Genomic DNA, 15,001 nt, shown 5'->3' on the forward strand with positions numbered 1-15,001 from the left:
CCCCGCACAACCCGCCGACCGGCGGCCCCCCGCTCGCCAGGCCCCTTTCCGCCACCCGGGGGCGGCCACAGCTGGTGCGGGGACCCCCCGGGGGGGGCCCCCCCCCCCCCCCCGGGGGCCCCCGCCGCGGCAGCCGTACGACCCCAGAAGTCAGAAATGCTTGTCCCGTTCGTCCTCGACGACGGTCGTCCCGCCCTGCGGCACGATGCGCCTGCGCCGTCCGACGCTGCGGAACACGAAGATCCCGATCAGGCCGACGATCATGAAGATCCAGCCGACCAGGTCGAGGTTGACGCTCTGCATGTGCCAATCGGTCGCGAACGCGAGGATCCCGCCGACGGCGACCAGGATGATGCAACCTCCGAGACTCATGAGGCCCCTCCTCCTGTGGTGTGTGCGGAAATGCGTGAGGGGCCCGGGTACCCCCGAACCCCTCGTCCTCACACCGGAGTTCAGCCCTCCAGGAAAGCCGTCAGCGCGTTCGCCAGCAGATACGGGTCGTCGGCGCCGCACAGTTCGCGCACGCTGTGCATGGAGAGGATCGCCGTGCCGATGTCGACGGTCTTGATGCCGTGCCGGGCCGCGGTGATCGGGCCGATCGTCGTGCCGCACGGCATCGCGTTGTTCGACACGAACGACTGGAACGGGACGCCCGCCTTGTCGCACGCGGCCGCGAAGACCGCGCGGCCCGAACCGTCCGTCGCGTAGCGGTTGTTGACGTTCACCTTGAGGATCGGGCCGCCGTTGGCGCGCGGGTGGTGCGTCGGGTCGTGGCGCTCGCCGTAGTTGGGGTGCACGGCGTGGCCGGTGTCGGAGGAGAGGCAGATCGTGCCCGCGAAGGCGCGCGCCCTGTCCTCGTAACTGCCGCCGCGCGCGAACACCGAACGCTCCAGGACCGTGCCGAGCAGCGGGCCGTCGGCGCCGGTGTCGGACTGCGAACCGTTCTCCTCGTGGTCGAAGGCAGCGAGCACGGGGATGTACGGGAGGTCGTCCCGCTTGCTGACCTCGGCGAGCGCGGCCGTGCAGGCGTGCACGGACAGCAGGTTGTCCATGCGGGGGCCCGCGACGAGTTCCCTGTCGCGGCCCAGGTAGGAGGGGGCCTCGATCGCGTACGTCATGAGGTCCCAGCCGGTGATGTCTCCGCGGCCGAGCCCGTTCTCGTCCTCCAGGAACGACAGGAGGTCGGCCTCGGAAGGCTCGCCGCCGTCACCGCGGAGGCCCCAGATGGGCTGCATGTGGCGCTGCTTGTCCAGCTTCAGGCCGTCCGACGTGACGGAGCGGTCCAGGTGGATGGCGAGCTGCGGGACGCGCAGCAGGGCGCGGTCGACGTTCACCAGGCGCTCGGAGCCGTCGCGCAGCGATACGCGTCCCGCGAGGCCGAGGTCGCGGTCGAGCCAGGAGTTGAGCAGCGGTCCGCCGTAGATCTCCACGGCGATCTGCCGCCAGCCGTTGCTCACCATGTCGGGCTGCGGCTTCACGCGCAGGTTCGGGGAGTCGGTGTGTGCGCCGACGATCCGGAACGGGGTGTGGGCCTGTGCCCCCTCGGGCACGTACCAGGCGATCACGGCGCCGCCGCGGGTGACGAACTTTCCTCCGCTTGTCCCGTCCCAGGCGTCGGTCTCCGCGACCTGCTGGAAGCCCGCCTTCTCCAGGCGTGCGGCCACGTTGGCCACGGCGTGGTACGGCGTGGGGCTCGCCGCGAGGAAGGACATCAGGTCGTCGGTGTGCCCGCGATCGAAGGGGCGGGAGGAGGTGTTCATGCGGCCAAGGGTAGCCAGTCCCTCCGGGTGGGGCGTGGCCCCTGTGGCCTGCCTTCGGCGGCCCTCGCGCCACCCCCTGCGGGGTGCGGCTCCGTCGGCGTGCGGCGGCCCCGTCGTGGTCCCGTTCGCGCAGTTCCCCGCGCCCCTTCAGGGGCGCGGGGAACTGCGCGGACGACGGGCCCAGCTACGACAGGGTCAGAAGGACGCCTCGTCGAGGTCCATGATGTCCGCGCCCGACTCGCTCGTCGTCTGCGCGAGCTTGCGGGCGCCCGTGACGCCCGGCAGGACGTTCGCCGCGAAGAACTTCGCCGCGGCGATCTTGCCCCGGTAGAACGCGACATCCTTGCCGGAGGCACCCGCCGTCAGCTTCTCCGCCGCGACGGCCGCGCCCTTGAGGAGCAGGTAGCCGACGACCACGTCGCCGGAGGCCATCAGCAGACCGGTCGTGTTGAGGCCGACCTTGTAGATCGACTTCACGTCCTGCTCGGTGGCGACCAGGTCGTTGATCATCAGGCCGACGATGGCCTCCAGCTCGCCGGCGGCCTTCGCGAGCGTCTCGCGCGCCCCGGTCAGCTCCTCGCCGCCCGTCTCCACGGCGAGGAACTTCTTGATCTCCTCGGAGAGCGCGTTCAGCGCGGCACCCTGGTTGCGGACGATCTTCCGGAAGAAGAAGTCCTGGCCCTGGATCGCGGTTGTGCCCTCGTAGAGGGTGTCGATCTTCGAGTCACGGATGTACTGCTCGATCGGGTACTCCTGAAGGAACCCGGAGCCGCCGAACGTCTGGAGCGACTGGGCCAGCTGCTCGTAGCCCTTCTCGGAGCCGTAGCCCTTCACGATGGGCAGGAGCAGGTCGTTGAGCGCGTGCTCGGCCGACGCGTCCTCGCCCGCGGTCTCCTTGACCTGGATCGCGTCCTGCACGGAGGCCGTGTAGAGGACGAGCGTGCGCATGCCCTCCGCGTACGCCTTCTGCGTCATCAGCGAGCGGCGCACGTCAGGGTGGTGCGTGATGGTGACCTTCGGCGCGGTCTTGTCCGTGCTGCGGGCCAGGTCGGAGCCCTGGACGCGCTCCTTGGCGTACTCAAGGGCGTTGAGGTAACCCGTCGACAGCGTGGAGATCGCCTTCGTGCCGACCATCATGCGGGCGAACTCGATGATGCGGAACATCTGGCGGATGCCGTCGTGCTTGTCACCGATCAGCCAGCCCTTGGCGGGGTGCTGGTCGCCGAAGGTCATCTCGCACGTGTTGGAGGCCTTGAGGCCCATCTTGTGCTCGACGTTGGTGGCGTAGACGCCGTTGCGCTCGCCCAGCTCGCCGGTCTCCCAGTCGAACTCGAACTTCGGGACCAGGAAGAGCGAGAGGCCCTTGGTGCCCGGGCCGTGGCCCTCGGGGCGGGCGAGGACGTAGTGGAGGATGTTCTCCGACATGTCGTGCTCACCGGACGTGATGAAGCGCTTCACGCCCTCGATGTGCCAGGAGCCGTCCGCCTGCTCGACGGCCTTCGTGCGGCCCGCGCCGACGTCCGAACCGGCGTCCGGCTCGGTCAGCACCATCGTCGAGCCCCACTGCTTGTCGACGGCGATCTCGGCAGCCTTCTTCTGCTGCTCGTTGCCCTCCTCGAAGAGGATGCCGGCGAACGCGGGACCGGACGAGTACATCCAGACCGCCGGGTTGGCACCGAGGATCAGCTCCGCGTGGGCCCAGATGAGCGAGCGCGGGGCCGTCGTGCCGCCGATCTCCTCGGGCAGGCCGAGGCGCCAGTACTCGGCGTCCATGAAGGCCTGGTACGACTTCTTGAAGGAGGCCGGGACCGGCGCCGTGTTGGTCTCCGGGTCGAAGACCGGCGGGTTGCGGTCCGCGTCAGCGAAGGACTCCGCGAGGTCGTTCTCGGACAGGCGGGCGACCTCTTCGAGGATGCTCTTGGCGGTGTCGACATCCATGTCCCCGAACGGGCCGGTGCCGTACAGCTTGTCGCGATCGAGCACCTCGAAGAGGTTGAACTCGATGTCGCGGAGATTCGACTTGTAATGCCCCATGGCGACGGCTCCGTAAAGATCGGGGAGGCGGGTCGTCCGGGGTCGCCCGGACCGTCCTCGTACGCATACCAACTAGTAACCAACACAATGCTACCCGTCGGTAATAAGAATCAACCCCCAGCGGGCATCTGTGACGAACGAGGCGCCTTGGCGCTCTCGTCCCGCCGCCCCCTCGGGCGTCGGTAGTCTTTACCTCATGTACGGCTACGACCAGAGCCCGGGCGCCGGGCAGCAGCAGTACGCGCCGCCGCAGGGCGGGTACGGGCAGCAGGCTCCGCCGCTGTACCCGGAGCCGTCGCCGCCCTCGCTCACGGACGCGGTCCGCGCGTTCACCACGGGCTCGATGTCCGCCGAGGAGTTCCAGCAGATCTTCGCCTCGTCGAAGGTCTACTGCCCGCGCGGGGACAACCCCGGCTTCCTCGCGCTGCACAACACGCAGCAGCCGGTGATCCCGATGTTCAGCACGCTCAAGGAGCTGCGCAGGTACGCGGGCAAGGAGTCCAAGTACTTCGTCATCACCGGCGCGGAGGTGATCGACCTGCTGCCCACCGGATACGGCTTCGTCCTCGACATGGAGGGCGAGCACCGGATGGTCTTCGACGCCAAGGCCGTCGAGGAGATGGTCGACTTCGCGATGCGCCGCATGTACGGCTGACCGCTCCCTCACCTGTAAAGGCCCGGACGCACCCCGCGTCCGGGCCTTTCGCATGCCCGGAACCGGGCCGCGGCGCCGCCGGGAATACCCGTCGACTTGCTGGATGTTCACCGTTCAACTAAATTGGGAGCAGACCCTGAGGAGGCCGCCATGCCCGCTGTGACCGTCGAGAACCCGCTGACCCTGCCCCAGGTGGCCGCGCCCGCGGACGCCGTGGCGCGCCCCGTGCTCGCCGTGACGACCGCGCCCGGCGGTTTCGAAGGGGAGGGATTCCCGGTACGCCGCGCGTTCGCCGGGATCAACTACAAGCACCTCGACCCGTTCATCATGATGGACCAGATGGGCGAGGTGGAGTACGAGGCCGGCGAGCCCAAGGGCACCCCCTGGCACCCGCACCGCGGCTTCGAGACCGTCACGTACATCATCGACGGCACCTTCATCCACCAGGACTCGCACGGCGGTGGCGGCACCATCACCAACGGCGACACCCAGTGGATGACGGCGGGCAGCGGCCTCCTGCACATCGAGACGCCGCCCGAGTCGCTCGTCATGAGCGGCGGTCTGTTCCACGGCCTCCAGCTGTGGGTCAACCTGCCGGCCAAGGACAAGATGAAGAGCCCGCGCTACCAGGACATCCGCGGCGGCCAGGTCAAGCTGCTCACCACCGCCGACGGCGGCGCGCTGCTCCGCGTCATCGCCGGTGAGCTGGACGGCAACGAGGGCCCCGGCATCACGCACACCCCGATCACGATGGTGCACGCCACCGTCCGCCCGGGCGCCGAGGCGACGCTGCCCTGGCGCGAGGACTACAACGGGCTCGTGTACGTGCTCGCGGGGCGCGGCTCCGTCGGCAGCGACCGGCGGCCCGTGCACACGGGACAGACCGCCGTGTTCGGTGCGGGCTCGTCCCTGACCGTGCGCGCCGACGAGTCCCAGGACGCGAACACCCCCGACCTGGAAGTGGTCATCCTGGGCGGGCAGCCGATCCGTGAGCCCATGGCGCACTACGGCCCGTTCGTGATGAACAACAAGGCCGAACTGCAGCAGGCCTTCGACGACTTCCAGGCCGGACGCCTGGGCGTCATCCCCAGCAAGGAGCGCCTGCCGCACACCTGATGCGGCCGACGCACGAAAAGAAGTGACGCAGCAGCAGAAGTGACGCCCCGTCACTCGGCCGGACCCGGCCGGGAGGCGGGGCGTTCGCGCGCATGATCAACTGGCGGGGTGCAGACCGGTAAGCCACTCCTCCCCGATCCCGCCCGCCGCCTCGCCGCCTGGTGCGTCGTCGTCCTGCTCGTCGTGGGCGTCGCGGCCGTCGGCATCACGCTGGTCATCATCTTCCAGTCGGCCGTCACGCCCGTGCTGCTCGCGCTGCTCGGCACCGCGCTGCTCGGCCCGGTCTTCGAATGGCTGACCAAGCTGAAGCTGCCGCGCGCGCTGGCCGCCATCCTCACCTGCGTCGCGCTCGTCGCCGTGGTCGGCGGCGCCGGCTACATCGTGGTCACCGCGCTGATCGACACCGGCGAGCAGATCGTCGACTCGCTCCGGCAGGCCGGGGACTGGCTCAGGGACCACGTGGGCATCGTCGGCGCCGACGATCTCGGCAACGTCGCCGACAACGCCAAGGACCAGGTCGGCAAGTGGGGCTCCAACCTGGCGGGCGGGGTGCTCGCCGGGCTCTCCGCGCTCGGCTCCCTGCTCGCCACGAGCGTGCTCGCGCTGCTGCTCACCTTCTTCTTCCTGAAGGACTCCAACCGGGCCACGGGGCTCGCACGCGCGATCGCCCCGCACCACGGCGACGTCCTGGAGGCCATGGGGCGGCGGGCCTTCGAGGCGATCTCCGGATTTATGCGCGGGACGACGTTCATCGCGCTCATCGACGCCATCTGCATCACCGTCGGACTGCTGATCCTGCAAGTGCCTGGCGCGGTCGGGCTCGGCGCGCTGGTCTTCGTCGGCGCGTACATCCCCTACCTCGGCGCGACCCTGTCCGGGGCCGTCGCCGTACTCGTCTCGCTCGCCGACCGGGGGGTGATCATCGCCCTGTGGACGCTCGGGGTGATCCTCGCCGTGCAGCAGCTGGAGGGGCACATCCTCCAGCCGATGATCCAGTCGCGCACCGTCCAGATGCACCCCGCGATGGTGATGCTGGCGATCACGGCGGGCGCGGCGGTCGCGGGCATCCTCGGGATGCTGCTCGCGGTGCCGCTGGTGGCCGCCGCGTTCGGCGTCCTCGGGGAGCTGAGGAGGCGTTACGCGCCGGAGGACGCGCCACCCGACGGCTCGTCCGCGGTTTCACGTGAAACAGCGGCCTCGGAGCCCGCCGAGGGTTCGTAGAGCTCGAACCAGATGTTCTTGCCCTCGCCCCGCGGGTCCACGCCCCAGCGGTCGGCGAGCAGTTCCATGAGCACCAGGCCCCGCCCCGATGACGCCAGTTCACCGGGGCGGCGCTTGTGCGGCAGGTCGTCGGAGGCGTCCGCGACCTCCACGCGCAGCCGGCGCGGTTCGGCGCCGTGCCGGGTCATCTCTGCGACCAGGAGCGCGTCGCCGTCGGTGTGCACCAGGACGTTGGTGACCATCTCGGAGACGAGCAGTACCGCCGAGTCCATCTGATCCGTGTCGGCCCAGTCGTGCAGCAGCTCGCGCAGCTGCTGGCGGGCCGCCGCGATCCGCTCGGGCTCGGCCTGGGCGATGGTCATCGCGGTGCGCCGGGCCACGGTGGCACCGGCCGGCTGGGCGGTGCGGCGCAGCAGCAACAGTGCGATGTCGTCCTCGCGGCGGTCCGCCAGCGGCCCCGTGGTGTGGTGCGAGGAGGGGCCGTGCACCGCCTGCACCAGGGCGTCGGCCAGCTCCTCCAGGCGCTCGTCCGGGCCGGACTCCAGGGCCGCGCGGATCCGCGACCAGCCGGTGTCCAGGTCGTGCCCGCCCGTCTCGATCAGGCCGTCCGTGCAGAGGAGCAGCGTGTCGCCGGGTTCGAGGACGAGACGGGTCGTCGGATAGTCCGCGTCCGGGTCGATCCCGAGCGGCAGGCCGCCCGCGGTGGGGCGGACGAGGACGGTGCCGTCCGCCATCCGAATCGCGGGGTCCGGGTGCCCGGCGCGGGCGATCTCCAGGACACCGGTGGCCGGGTCGGCCTGGACGTACAGACAGGTCGCGAAGCGCGGGTCGGCCCCCGGCCCGTCGGTGTCGCCGATGCCGTGCAGGAAGCGGGAGGCGCGGGAGAGCACGGCATCGGGCCTGTGCCCCTCGGAGGCGTACGCGCGCAGGGCGACCCGGAGCTGCCCCATCAGGCCCGCCGCGCGCACGTCATGACCCTGTACGTCGCCGATGACCAGGGCGATGCCACCGCCCGGCAGCGGGATCATGTCGTACCAGTCGCCGCCGACCTGGAGGCCGCCGCCGGTCGGGACGTAGCGGGCGGCGATGCTCATGCCGGGGATCTCGGGGCCGAGCGAGGGCAGCATCGTCTTCTGAAGGCCGTCGGTGAGCTCCCGCTCCGACTCGGCGACCCCGGCCCTGGAGAGGGCCTGCGCCAGCATCCGCGCGACCGTGGTGAGGACCGAGCGCTCGTCGGGCGTGAACGACACCGGGTAGGTGAACCCCGCCATCCACGCGCCGAGCGTGCGGCCCGCGACGACCAGCGGCAGGAACGCCCACGACTTGCGCTCGAAGCGGGCGGCCAGCGGCCAGGCCGCCGGGTAGCGGGCGCGGTACTCCTCCGGCGAGGACAGATACACCGCGCGCCCGGTGCGGACGACCTCGGCGCCCGGATAGTCCGTGCCCAGCTCCATGTCGGTGAACGGGGACTCGTCGCCGTCCTCCTGGCCGTGGTGCCCGATGACGGTGAGCCGGTCACCCGCGACGCCGAACACCGCGAGGCCGTCCGGAGAGAACCCCGGCATGGAGAGCCCGGCGGCGACCCGCAGCACCTCCTCCGTGGACCCGGCTTCCGCGAGCGCCCGCCCCGCGTCCAGCAGGAAGGCCTCGCGCGAGCGCCGCCAGTCGCCGGTCACCGGGGTGCGCGACGCGGCCTCCGGCGGCGGCTCTGTGACCTCCTGGAGCGTGCCGATCAGCTCGTACGAGCCCGGGGCGTCGCCGTGCACGACCGGCTTGGAGCGGCTGCGTACGGTGCGCAGCACATGCCCCTGCCCGTCCATGACGCGCAGCCGGGCCTCGGCGAGGGTGCCCTCGGCGACGGCGAGCTGAACGATCCCGTCGATCTCGTTCCAGTCGACCGGGTGGAAGCGCGCGCGGACGGCGGACTCCGTCAAGGTGACCGGGGCGCCCGCGGCGGCGTGGGGCAGGCCGATCAGCCGGGCGGCCTCGGCGTCGAACGTGACGAGCCCCGCCCGGTTGTCCCATCGCCACAGCCCGGTCGCGAGAGCGGCGAGGACGTCCTCCACGGGAGGGAGGGGCTCACCAGTGCGCATTGCCCCACTCTAGGAAGAGGTGATCGCCGGGTGCCACCAGAGGCGCGGCGAGGCGTCGGTGGGGGCCGGTACCCTTGGGGAGAATCCCGGTCGTCTCCCGGGGAACCCCAAGTGCAAAGGCTGGATGAACGACGATGCATCGGTACAGGTCCCACACCTGCGGCGAGCTCCGCGCCTCTGACGTCGACGCCGACGTCCGGCTGAGCGGCTGGCTGCACAATCGCCGAGACCTGGGCGGCATCCTCTTCATCGATCTGCGCGACCACTACGGCATCACGCAGCTCGTCGCCCGCCCCGGCACGAAGGCCGCCGAGGTCCTCGACAAGCTGACGAAGGAGACGGTCGTCCGCGTCGACGGCAAGGTCGTCTCCCGCGGCGCCGACAACGTCAACCCGGAGCTGCCCACCGGCGAGATCGAGATCGAGGCGTCCGACGTCGAGGTGCTCGGCGCCGCCCAGCAGCTGCCGTTCCAGATCAACCAGGACGACGGGGTGGGCGAGGAGCGCCGCCTGGAGTACCGCTTCCTGGACCTGCGCCGCGAGCGCATGCACCGCAACATCATGCTGCGCAGCGAGGTCATCGCCTCGATCCGCTCGAAGATGGTCAACCTCGGGTTCAACGAGATGGCGACGCCGATCCTCGCCGCGACCTCCCCCGAGGGCGCCCGTGACTTCGTCGTCCCGTCCCGCCTGAACCCGGGCAAGTTCTACGCCCTCCCCCAGGCGCCGCAGCAGTTCAAGCAGCTGCTGATGATCTCGGGCTTCGACCGCTACTTCCAGATCGCGCCGTGCTTCCGCGACGAGGACGCGCGCGCGGACCGCTCGCCCGGCGAGTTCTACCAGCTCGACATCGAGATGAGCTTCGTCGAGCAGGAAGACGTCTTCCGCCCGATCGAGAAGCTCATGACGGAGATCTTCACGGAGTTCGGCGGCGGCCGCGAGGTCACCTCCCCGTTCCCGCGGATCCCGTTCCGCGAGTCGATGCTGAAGTACGGCAACGACAAGCCGGACCTGCGCGCCAAGCTCGAACTCGTCGACATCAGCGACGTGTTCGAGGGCTCCGAGTTCAAGGCGTTCGCCGGCATGCACGTGCGCGCGCTGCCCGTGCCGGACACCGCCTCGCAGTCCCGCAAGTTCTTCGACGGCCTCGGGGCCTACGCGGTCGAGCAGGGCGCGAAGGGCCTCGCCTGGATCCGCGTCGGCGAGGACGGCACGTTCGCGGGCCCGATCGCCAAGTTCCTCACCGAGGAGAACGTCAAGGTCCTCACCGAGCGCCTCGGCCTCAAGGCCGGCCACGCCGTGTTCTTCGGCGCGGGCGAGTTCGACGAGGTCTCGAAGATCATGGGCGCGGTCCGCGTCGAGGCCGCCAAGCGCGCGGGCCACTTCGAGGAGGGCGTCTTCCGCTTCTGCTGGATCGTCGACTTCCCGATGTACGAGAAGGACGAGGAGACCGGCAAGATCGACTTCTCCCACAACCCGTTCTCGATGCCGCAGGGCGGCATGCAGGACCTGGAGGAGAAGGACCCGCTGGACATCCTGGCCTGGCAGTACGACATCGTCTGCAACGGCACGGAGCTGTCCTCCGGCGCGATCCGTAACCACGAGCCCGACATCATGCTCAAGGCCTTCGAGATCGCCGGCTACGAGGCCGAGACGGTCGAGGCCGAGTTCGCGGGCATGCTCCGCGCGTTCCGCTTCGGCGCCCCGCCGCACGGCGGGATCGCCCCGGGCGTCGACCGCATCGTCATGCTCCTCGCCGACGAGCCGAACATCCGGGAGACCATCTCGTTCCCGCTGAACGGCAACGCGCAGGACCTGATGATGGGCGCGCCCTCCGAGCTGGACGAGACACGCCTGCGCGAGCTCAACATCCAGCTGCGCAAGCCGGTCGAGAAGAAGTAACCGGCGCCGCACGGCAGTTCAGCAGTTCACGCCAGGGCCCCCGCTTCGTACGTCGGAGCGGGGGCCCTGGGCGTTTGCGTCACCTTCCGTCATCGGCAGGTCGTTGTCAGTGACGCCCAGTACCTTTGAATCAATGCCTGATCCGCGATGACGAGGATGGGGAGGCCGTCATGAGTCTCGTAGAGGAGCGGTCCGCTGTGGTGCTGAGCCAGGAGGACTTCGAGGAGCTCGCCCGTCACGCCATACGAACCAACGAAGCACTTCGGATGGAGTTCATCGGCGGCAAACTGGGGGTCAAGGCTGTGCCGGACGGCGATCACGACACGATCATCGAGTGGCTGGCGCGGCTGTGCGTCCAGGCCGACACCGGCTGGTGGCTCTACCCGGAGCGGGGCCTGCGCGTGGAGACGTACCGCAACGGCAATGCCCGACCGGACGGCGCGCTGGCGCGCAGCGGCACGTTTGCCGGTCAGGGCGAGTGGGCTTCCACCGACGGGGTTCTCATGGTCGCCGAGGTGACCTCTCGCGACGGTGACACCAATCAGCGTGACCGGGTCGAGAAGCCCCGTGCTTACGCCGAGTCCGAGATCCCCGTGTACCTGCTGATCGACCGGGACAGCTGCGAGGTCAAGGTTCACTCGCAGCCCGACGGGGTGCGCTACGAGCAGGTGGTGACGGTGCCGTTCGGGAAGGCGGTGGTGCTGCCAGAGCCCGTCGGCATCGAGCTGGACACCGAGCCGCTCAAGGAGTGGGCGCGCTGAGCAGTGCGAAGGGCCCGGAACCGGGGAATCGGTTCCGGGCCCTTCGTGCGGGGGCGTTACGCTGCCGGCGCGCCGCCGAAGCGCTCCTTGTAGGACTCCAGGTCCTCGTCCGTGATCTTCGCGAAGAGGACCGGGGGCACGGTGAACGGGGTGCCGGCCGGGACCGTGGTCAGCGACCTGGCCTGCTCGGCGGTGACCCAGGCGGCGTCGTCGCCCGGCAGGTCGAACGCGGCGCGCATGGCGGCCGCCGACGCCGGGATGAAGGGCTCGGAGACCACCGCGTAGAGGCGGATGAGGTTCATCGCCGTGCGCAGCGTGAGGGCCGCGGCGTCCTTGTCGGTCTTGATCTCCAGCCAGGGGGCCTTCTCCTCCAGGTAGGAGTTGCCCGCGGACCACAGGGCGCGCAGCGCCGCCGCGGCCTTGCGGAACTGGAGGGCCTCCATCTGGGTCTCGTACTCGGCGAGGAGGGTGGAGATCTCCTGGCCCAGCCGGGTCTCGGCCTCGCCCGGCTCGCCGCCCGCGGGGACGTCGTCGCCGAAGCGCTTGCGGGAGAAGGACAGCACGCGGTTGACGAAGTTGCCGAGGGTGTCGGCCAGGTCCTTGTTCACCGTCGCCGTGAAGTGCTCCCAGGTGAACGACGAGTCGTCCGACTCCGGCGCGTTCGCGATGAGGAAGTAGCGCCAGTAGTCGGCCGGGAGGATCTCCAGGGCCTGGTCGGTGAAGACGCCGCGCTTCTGCGACGTGGAGAACTTGCCGCCGTAGTACGTCAGCCAGTTGAAGGCCTTGAGGTAGTCGACCTTCTTCCACGGCTCACGGACGCCCATCTCCGTGGCCGGGAACATGACGCTGTGGAACGGGACGTTGTCCTTCGCCATGAACTCCGTGTACCGCACGTCCGAGGCGCCGGCCGGCTCGTACCACCACGACTTCCAGTCGCGCGTCTCACCGTCGGGAGCCTGGTCCGCCCACTCCTTCGTCGCGCCGATGTACTCGATCGGGGCGTCGAACCATACGTAGAAGACCTTGCCGTCGGCCGCGAGCTCCGGCCATGTGTCCGCCGGGACCGGGACGCCCCAGTCCAGGTCACGGGTGATGGCGCGGTCGTTGAGGCCCTCGGTCAGCCACTTGCGGGCGATGGAGGAGGCGAGCTGCGGCCACTCGTCGGCGACCTCGTCGATCCACGCCTCGACCTCGACCTGCAGCTTCGACTGGAGCAGGAAGAGATGCTTGGTCTCGCGGACCTCGAGCTCGGTGGAGCCGGAGATCGCGGAGCGCGGCTCGATCAGGTCGGTGGGGTCGAGCACGCGCGTGCAGTTCTCGCACTGGTCGCCGCGCGCCTTGTCGTAGCCGCAGTGCGGGCAGGTGCCCTCGACGTAGCGGTCGGGGAGGAAACGGCCGTCCGCCGGGCTGTACACCTGGCGGATCTCGCGCTCCTCGATGAACCCGTTCTCGTTCAGCTTGCGGGCGAAGTGCTGCGTGATCTCCGCGTTCTGCTCCGACGAGCTGCGGCCGAAGTGGTCGAACGCGAGACCGAAACCGTCGTAGACCGCCTTCTGCGCGTCGTGCGCCTGCGCGCAGAACTCGGCGACCGGGATGCCCCGCTCCTTCGCCGCCAGCTCGGCGGGCGTGCCGTGCTCGTCCGTCGCGCAGATGTACAGCACGTCGTGGCCGCGCAGGCGCAGGTAACGGGAGTAGACGTCGGCCGGGAGCATGGACCCCACCATGTTGCCCAGGTGCTTGATCCCGTTGATGTACGGAAGGGCGCTGGTGATGAGGTGTCGAGCCATCGGGGGCTGCTCCCGGGTTGTGACGTGTGTGGAATCTAGAAATCGTAGCCGACATGGGGTGGCCGCCCGCCCGGTGTTTTACCGGGCGGGCGGCCATGGGGTATCGGGGCCCTGCTGAGCGGGGTTACGGGCGGGTCCTACGGGCGCCAGGCCTCCAGGAGGCCCTTGTAGAGCTCCGCGTCCGTGAGCTCCAGCGGGGTCTCGCCCGCGTGGAAGACCGCGGCGTTGTCCGCCTTCAGCTTGCGGAGGTAGTCGAAGTTCTTCGAGTCCGGGTCGCCGAACGTCACGAACTGGAAGAAGAGGGGGTGCGAGGCCGCTGCCGCGAGGGCCTCGTTCGCCGGGCGCTGGACGTCCGGGGGGCCGTCCGTCTGGAAGATCACCAGGGCGGGGGCCTTCGGGTCGTCCGACTTCTCGTGGTGCGTCACGATCTCCTCGATCGCGCGGTGGTAGCTGGTGCGGCCCATCCGGCCCGCCTCCGCGTGCCACTCGTCGACCTTGCCCTCGTACGCGTCCAGGGTGAGGTCGCCCGCGGCGTCGATGTCCGTCGAGAAGATCACCGTGTGGACGGTGGGGGTCTCGCGGTCGTCGAGGTGGGCGGCCAGCGCGACGGTCTGCTCCGCGAGGGCGGCGGTCGAGCCGTTCTTGTAGTACGAGCGCATGGAGCCGGAGCGGTCCAGGACGAGGTAGACCGTGGCCCGGGTGCCGGTGAGGCCGCGCTTCTTCAGGGCGGTGCCGGCGGCGGTGTGCGCGGCCGTGAGGCCGGGGGCGCGGGTCTTTACTTTGGCCGGGGTGTGGGCGGGCTTCCCCGGCGCGGGGGTCTTTACCGGGGCGGGGTTGGCGTCTTCGGTCTTGTCGGCCTGTGCCGGGGTTTTGACCGGGGCGGGGTTGGCGTCTTCGGTCTTGTCGGCCTGTGCCGGGGTGGGCTCCTCGGCTGCGACGGGGTCGGCGTCCTCGTTCTTGTCGGCCTGCGCCGGGGCGGGCTCTTCCGCGGCGACGGGGTCGGCCTTCTCGGGCTCTTCGGCCTGTGCCGGGGTCTTGACCGGGGCGGGTTCGACGTCCTCGTTCATGTCGGCCTGCGCCGGGGTGGGCTCCTCCGCCGTGACGGGGTTGGCCTTCTCGGGCTCTTCGGCCTGTGCCGGGGCGGGCTCCTCGGCTGCGACGGGGTCGGCCTCTTCGTTCTTGTCGGCCTGCGCCGGGGGCTGTGCCCACCCGTCCCGCCCTGCGGGACGATTGCCCACAGCGGGAGTGGCCTCTTCAGCGCCGTCGCCCTTGGCCTCGACCGGTGCCTCCGCCTCGACCGGCGCCTCCGTCTCGACCGGTGCCTCCGTCTCGACCGGTGCCTCCGTCTCGACCGGCGCCTCCGCCTCCGCCTCCGGCGTCACGCGTTCGTCGCCCACCGGAGGTGATGGCTTCGGGACGGAGATGTTGTCGAAAGCGGCCGAGACCAGGTCGTCGGCCTCGCCCTTGGACGGGCCCGGCACCGTTGGTGCCTGGTCCGTGGCGGCAGCGGCACCCGCAGGGGCACCGGTCTCGTCTTTTTTGCGCGAACGCCCGAACGCGTTCCGCAGCAGATCCAGAATGCCCATGTGCGCAACCTTCCGCATGAGTTGTCCCCGACGTCCCTGGAACCCCTGGCCAGGGCGGACACGTAAGGTTAGCCGCCGCGGGCCGTG

At 70.1% G+C, this 15,001-nt stretch carries 11 protein-coding genes; 5 read left to right on the forward strand and 6 right to left on the reverse strand.

Going from position 1 to position 15,001, the window contains the following annotated elements:
- Positions 1-150: 150 nt before the first annotated feature.
- The 3 genes from ACFYWS_RS31320 to ACFYWS_RS31330 all read right to left on the reverse strand — a co-directional run bounded on the left by ACFYWS_RS31320 (position 151) and on the right by ACFYWS_RS31330 (position 3,794).
- Complete coding sequence (locus ACFYWS_RS31320; RefSeq protein WP_389282049.1) at positions 151-372, reverse strand: DUF6458 family protein; 222 nt, start codon at positions 370-372, stop codon at positions 151-153.
- 80 nt (positions 373-452) lie between these two features.
- Positions 453-1,760 (reverse strand): M18 family aminopeptidase, encoded by a 1,308-nt coding sequence (locus ACFYWS_RS31325; RefSeq protein ID WP_389282050.1) that lies wholly within the window; start codon positions 1,758-1,760, stop codon positions 453-455.
- Positions 1,761-1,955: 195 nt separating this feature from the next.
- The gene (locus tag ACFYWS_RS31330) at positions 1,956-3,794 is read right to left on the reverse strand and encodes an acyl-CoA dehydrogenase (protein WP_389282052.1); all 1,839 of its coding nucleotides are present in this window, start codon (positions 3,792-3,794) and stop codon (positions 1,956-1,958) included.
- 196 nt (positions 3,795-3,990) lie between these two features.
- On the opposite strand from ACFYWS_RS31330, the gene ACFYWS_RS31335 reads away from it, so the two are divergent.
- The 3 genes from ACFYWS_RS31335 to ACFYWS_RS31345 all read left to right on the forward strand — a co-directional run bounded on the left by ACFYWS_RS31335 (position 3,991) and on the right by ACFYWS_RS31345 (position 6,786).
- A complete protein-coding gene (locus ACFYWS_RS31335; RefSeq protein WP_389282053.1) occupies positions 3,991-4,449 on the forward strand; it encodes an SseB family protein in 459 nt (152 codons plus the stop codon).
- A gap of 150 nt (positions 4,450-4,599) precedes the next feature.
- Positions 4,600-5,565: a pirin family protein gene (locus tag ACFYWS_RS31340; RefSeq protein WP_389282054.1), complete on the forward strand. Its 966-nt coding sequence runs from the start codon at positions 4,600-4,602 to the stop codon at positions 5,563-5,565.
- A gap of 108 nt (positions 5,566-5,673) precedes the next feature.
- Complete coding sequence (locus ACFYWS_RS31345; RefSeq protein WP_389282056.1) at positions 5,674-6,786, forward strand: AI-2E family transporter; 1,113 nt, start codon at positions 5,674-5,676, stop codon at positions 6,784-6,786.
- Here the strand turns inward: ACFYWS_RS31345 and ACFYWS_RS31350 are convergent.
- On the reverse strand, positions 6,702-8,879 hold the full coding sequence (locus tag ACFYWS_RS31350; protein ID WP_389282057.1) for a SpoIIE family protein phosphatase: 2,178 nt from the start codon (positions 8,877-8,879) through the stop codon (positions 6,702-6,704). The genes ACFYWS_RS31345 and ACFYWS_RS31350 overlap by 85 nt on opposite strands.
- Positions 8,880-9,013: 134 nt before the next feature.
- Between ACFYWS_RS31350 and aspS the strand changes: the two genes are divergently transcribed.
- Entirely contained in the window at positions 9,014-10,780 is a 1,767-nt protein-coding gene (gene aspS / locus ACFYWS_RS31355) for an aspartate--tRNA ligase (RefSeq protein ID WP_389282058.1), read from the forward strand.
- Between the two features lie 170 nt (positions 10,781-10,950).
- The gene (locus tag ACFYWS_RS31360) at positions 10,951-11,541 is read left to right on the forward strand and encodes a Uma2 family endonuclease (protein ID WP_389282059.1); all 591 of its coding nucleotides are present in this window, start codon (positions 10,951-10,953) and stop codon (positions 11,539-11,541) included.
- A gap of 56 nt (positions 11,542-11,597) precedes the next feature.
- Here the strand turns inward: ACFYWS_RS31360 and metG are convergent, their stop codons facing one another.
- Entirely contained in the window at positions 11,598-13,328 is a 1,731-nt protein-coding gene (gene metG / locus ACFYWS_RS31365) for a methionine--tRNA ligase (RefSeq protein WP_389282061.1), read from the reverse strand.
- A 137-nt stretch (positions 13,329-13,465) separates the two neighbouring features.
- Positions 13,466-14,914 (reverse strand): VWA domain-containing protein, encoded by a 1,449-nt coding sequence (locus ACFYWS_RS31370; protein ID WP_389282063.1) that lies wholly within the window; start codon positions 14,912-14,914, stop codon positions 13,466-13,468.
- Positions 14,915-15,001 lie beyond the last annotated feature (87 nt).

It is taken from the genome of Streptomyces sp. NPDC002795 (assembly GCF_042888725.1).
Lineage (GTDB): Bacteria > Actinomycetota > Actinomycetes > Streptomycetales > Streptomycetaceae > Streptomyces.

Bases quoted from the DNA above. Each gene is read 5' to 3' on its own strand.
- ACFYWS_RS31320 (WP_389282049.1), bottom strand. From the start codon at position 372: ATGAGTCTCGGAGGTTGCATCATCCTGGTCGCCGTCGGCGGGATCCTC.
- ACFYWS_RS31325 (WP_389282050.1), bottom strand. From the start codon at position 1,760: ATGAACACCTCCTCCCGCCCCTTCGATCGCGGGCACACCGACGACCTG.
- ACFYWS_RS31330 (WP_389282052.1), bottom strand. From the start codon at position 3,794: ATGGGGCATTACAAGTCGAATCTCCGCGACATCGAGTTCAACCTCTTC.
- ACFYWS_RS31335 (WP_389282053.1), top strand. From the start codon at position 3,991: ATGTACGGCTACGACCAGAGCCCGGGCGCCGGGCAGCAGCAGTACGCG.
- ACFYWS_RS31340 (WP_389282054.1), top strand. From the start codon at position 4,600: ATGCCCGCTGTGACCGTCGAGAACCCGCTGACCCTGCCCCAGGTGGCC.
- ACFYWS_RS31350 (WP_389282057.1), bottom strand. From the start codon at position 8,879: ATGCGCACTGGTGAGCCCCTCCCTCCCGTGGAGGACGTCCTCGCCGCT.
- aspS (WP_389282058.1), top strand. From the start codon at position 9,014: ATGCATCGGTACAGGTCCCACACCTGCGGCGAGCTCCGCGCCTCTGAC.
- ACFYWS_RS31360 (WP_389282059.1), top strand. From the start codon at position 10,951: ATGAGTCTCGTAGAGGAGCGGTCCGCTGTGGTGCTGAGCCAGGAGGAC.
- metG (WP_389282061.1), bottom strand. From the start codon at position 13,328: ATGGCTCGACACCTCATCACCAGCGCCCTTCCGTACATCAACGGGATC.
- ACFYWS_RS31370 (WP_389282063.1), bottom strand. From the start codon at position 14,914: ATGGGCATTCTGGATCTGCTGCGGAACGCGTTCGGGCGTTCGCGCAAA.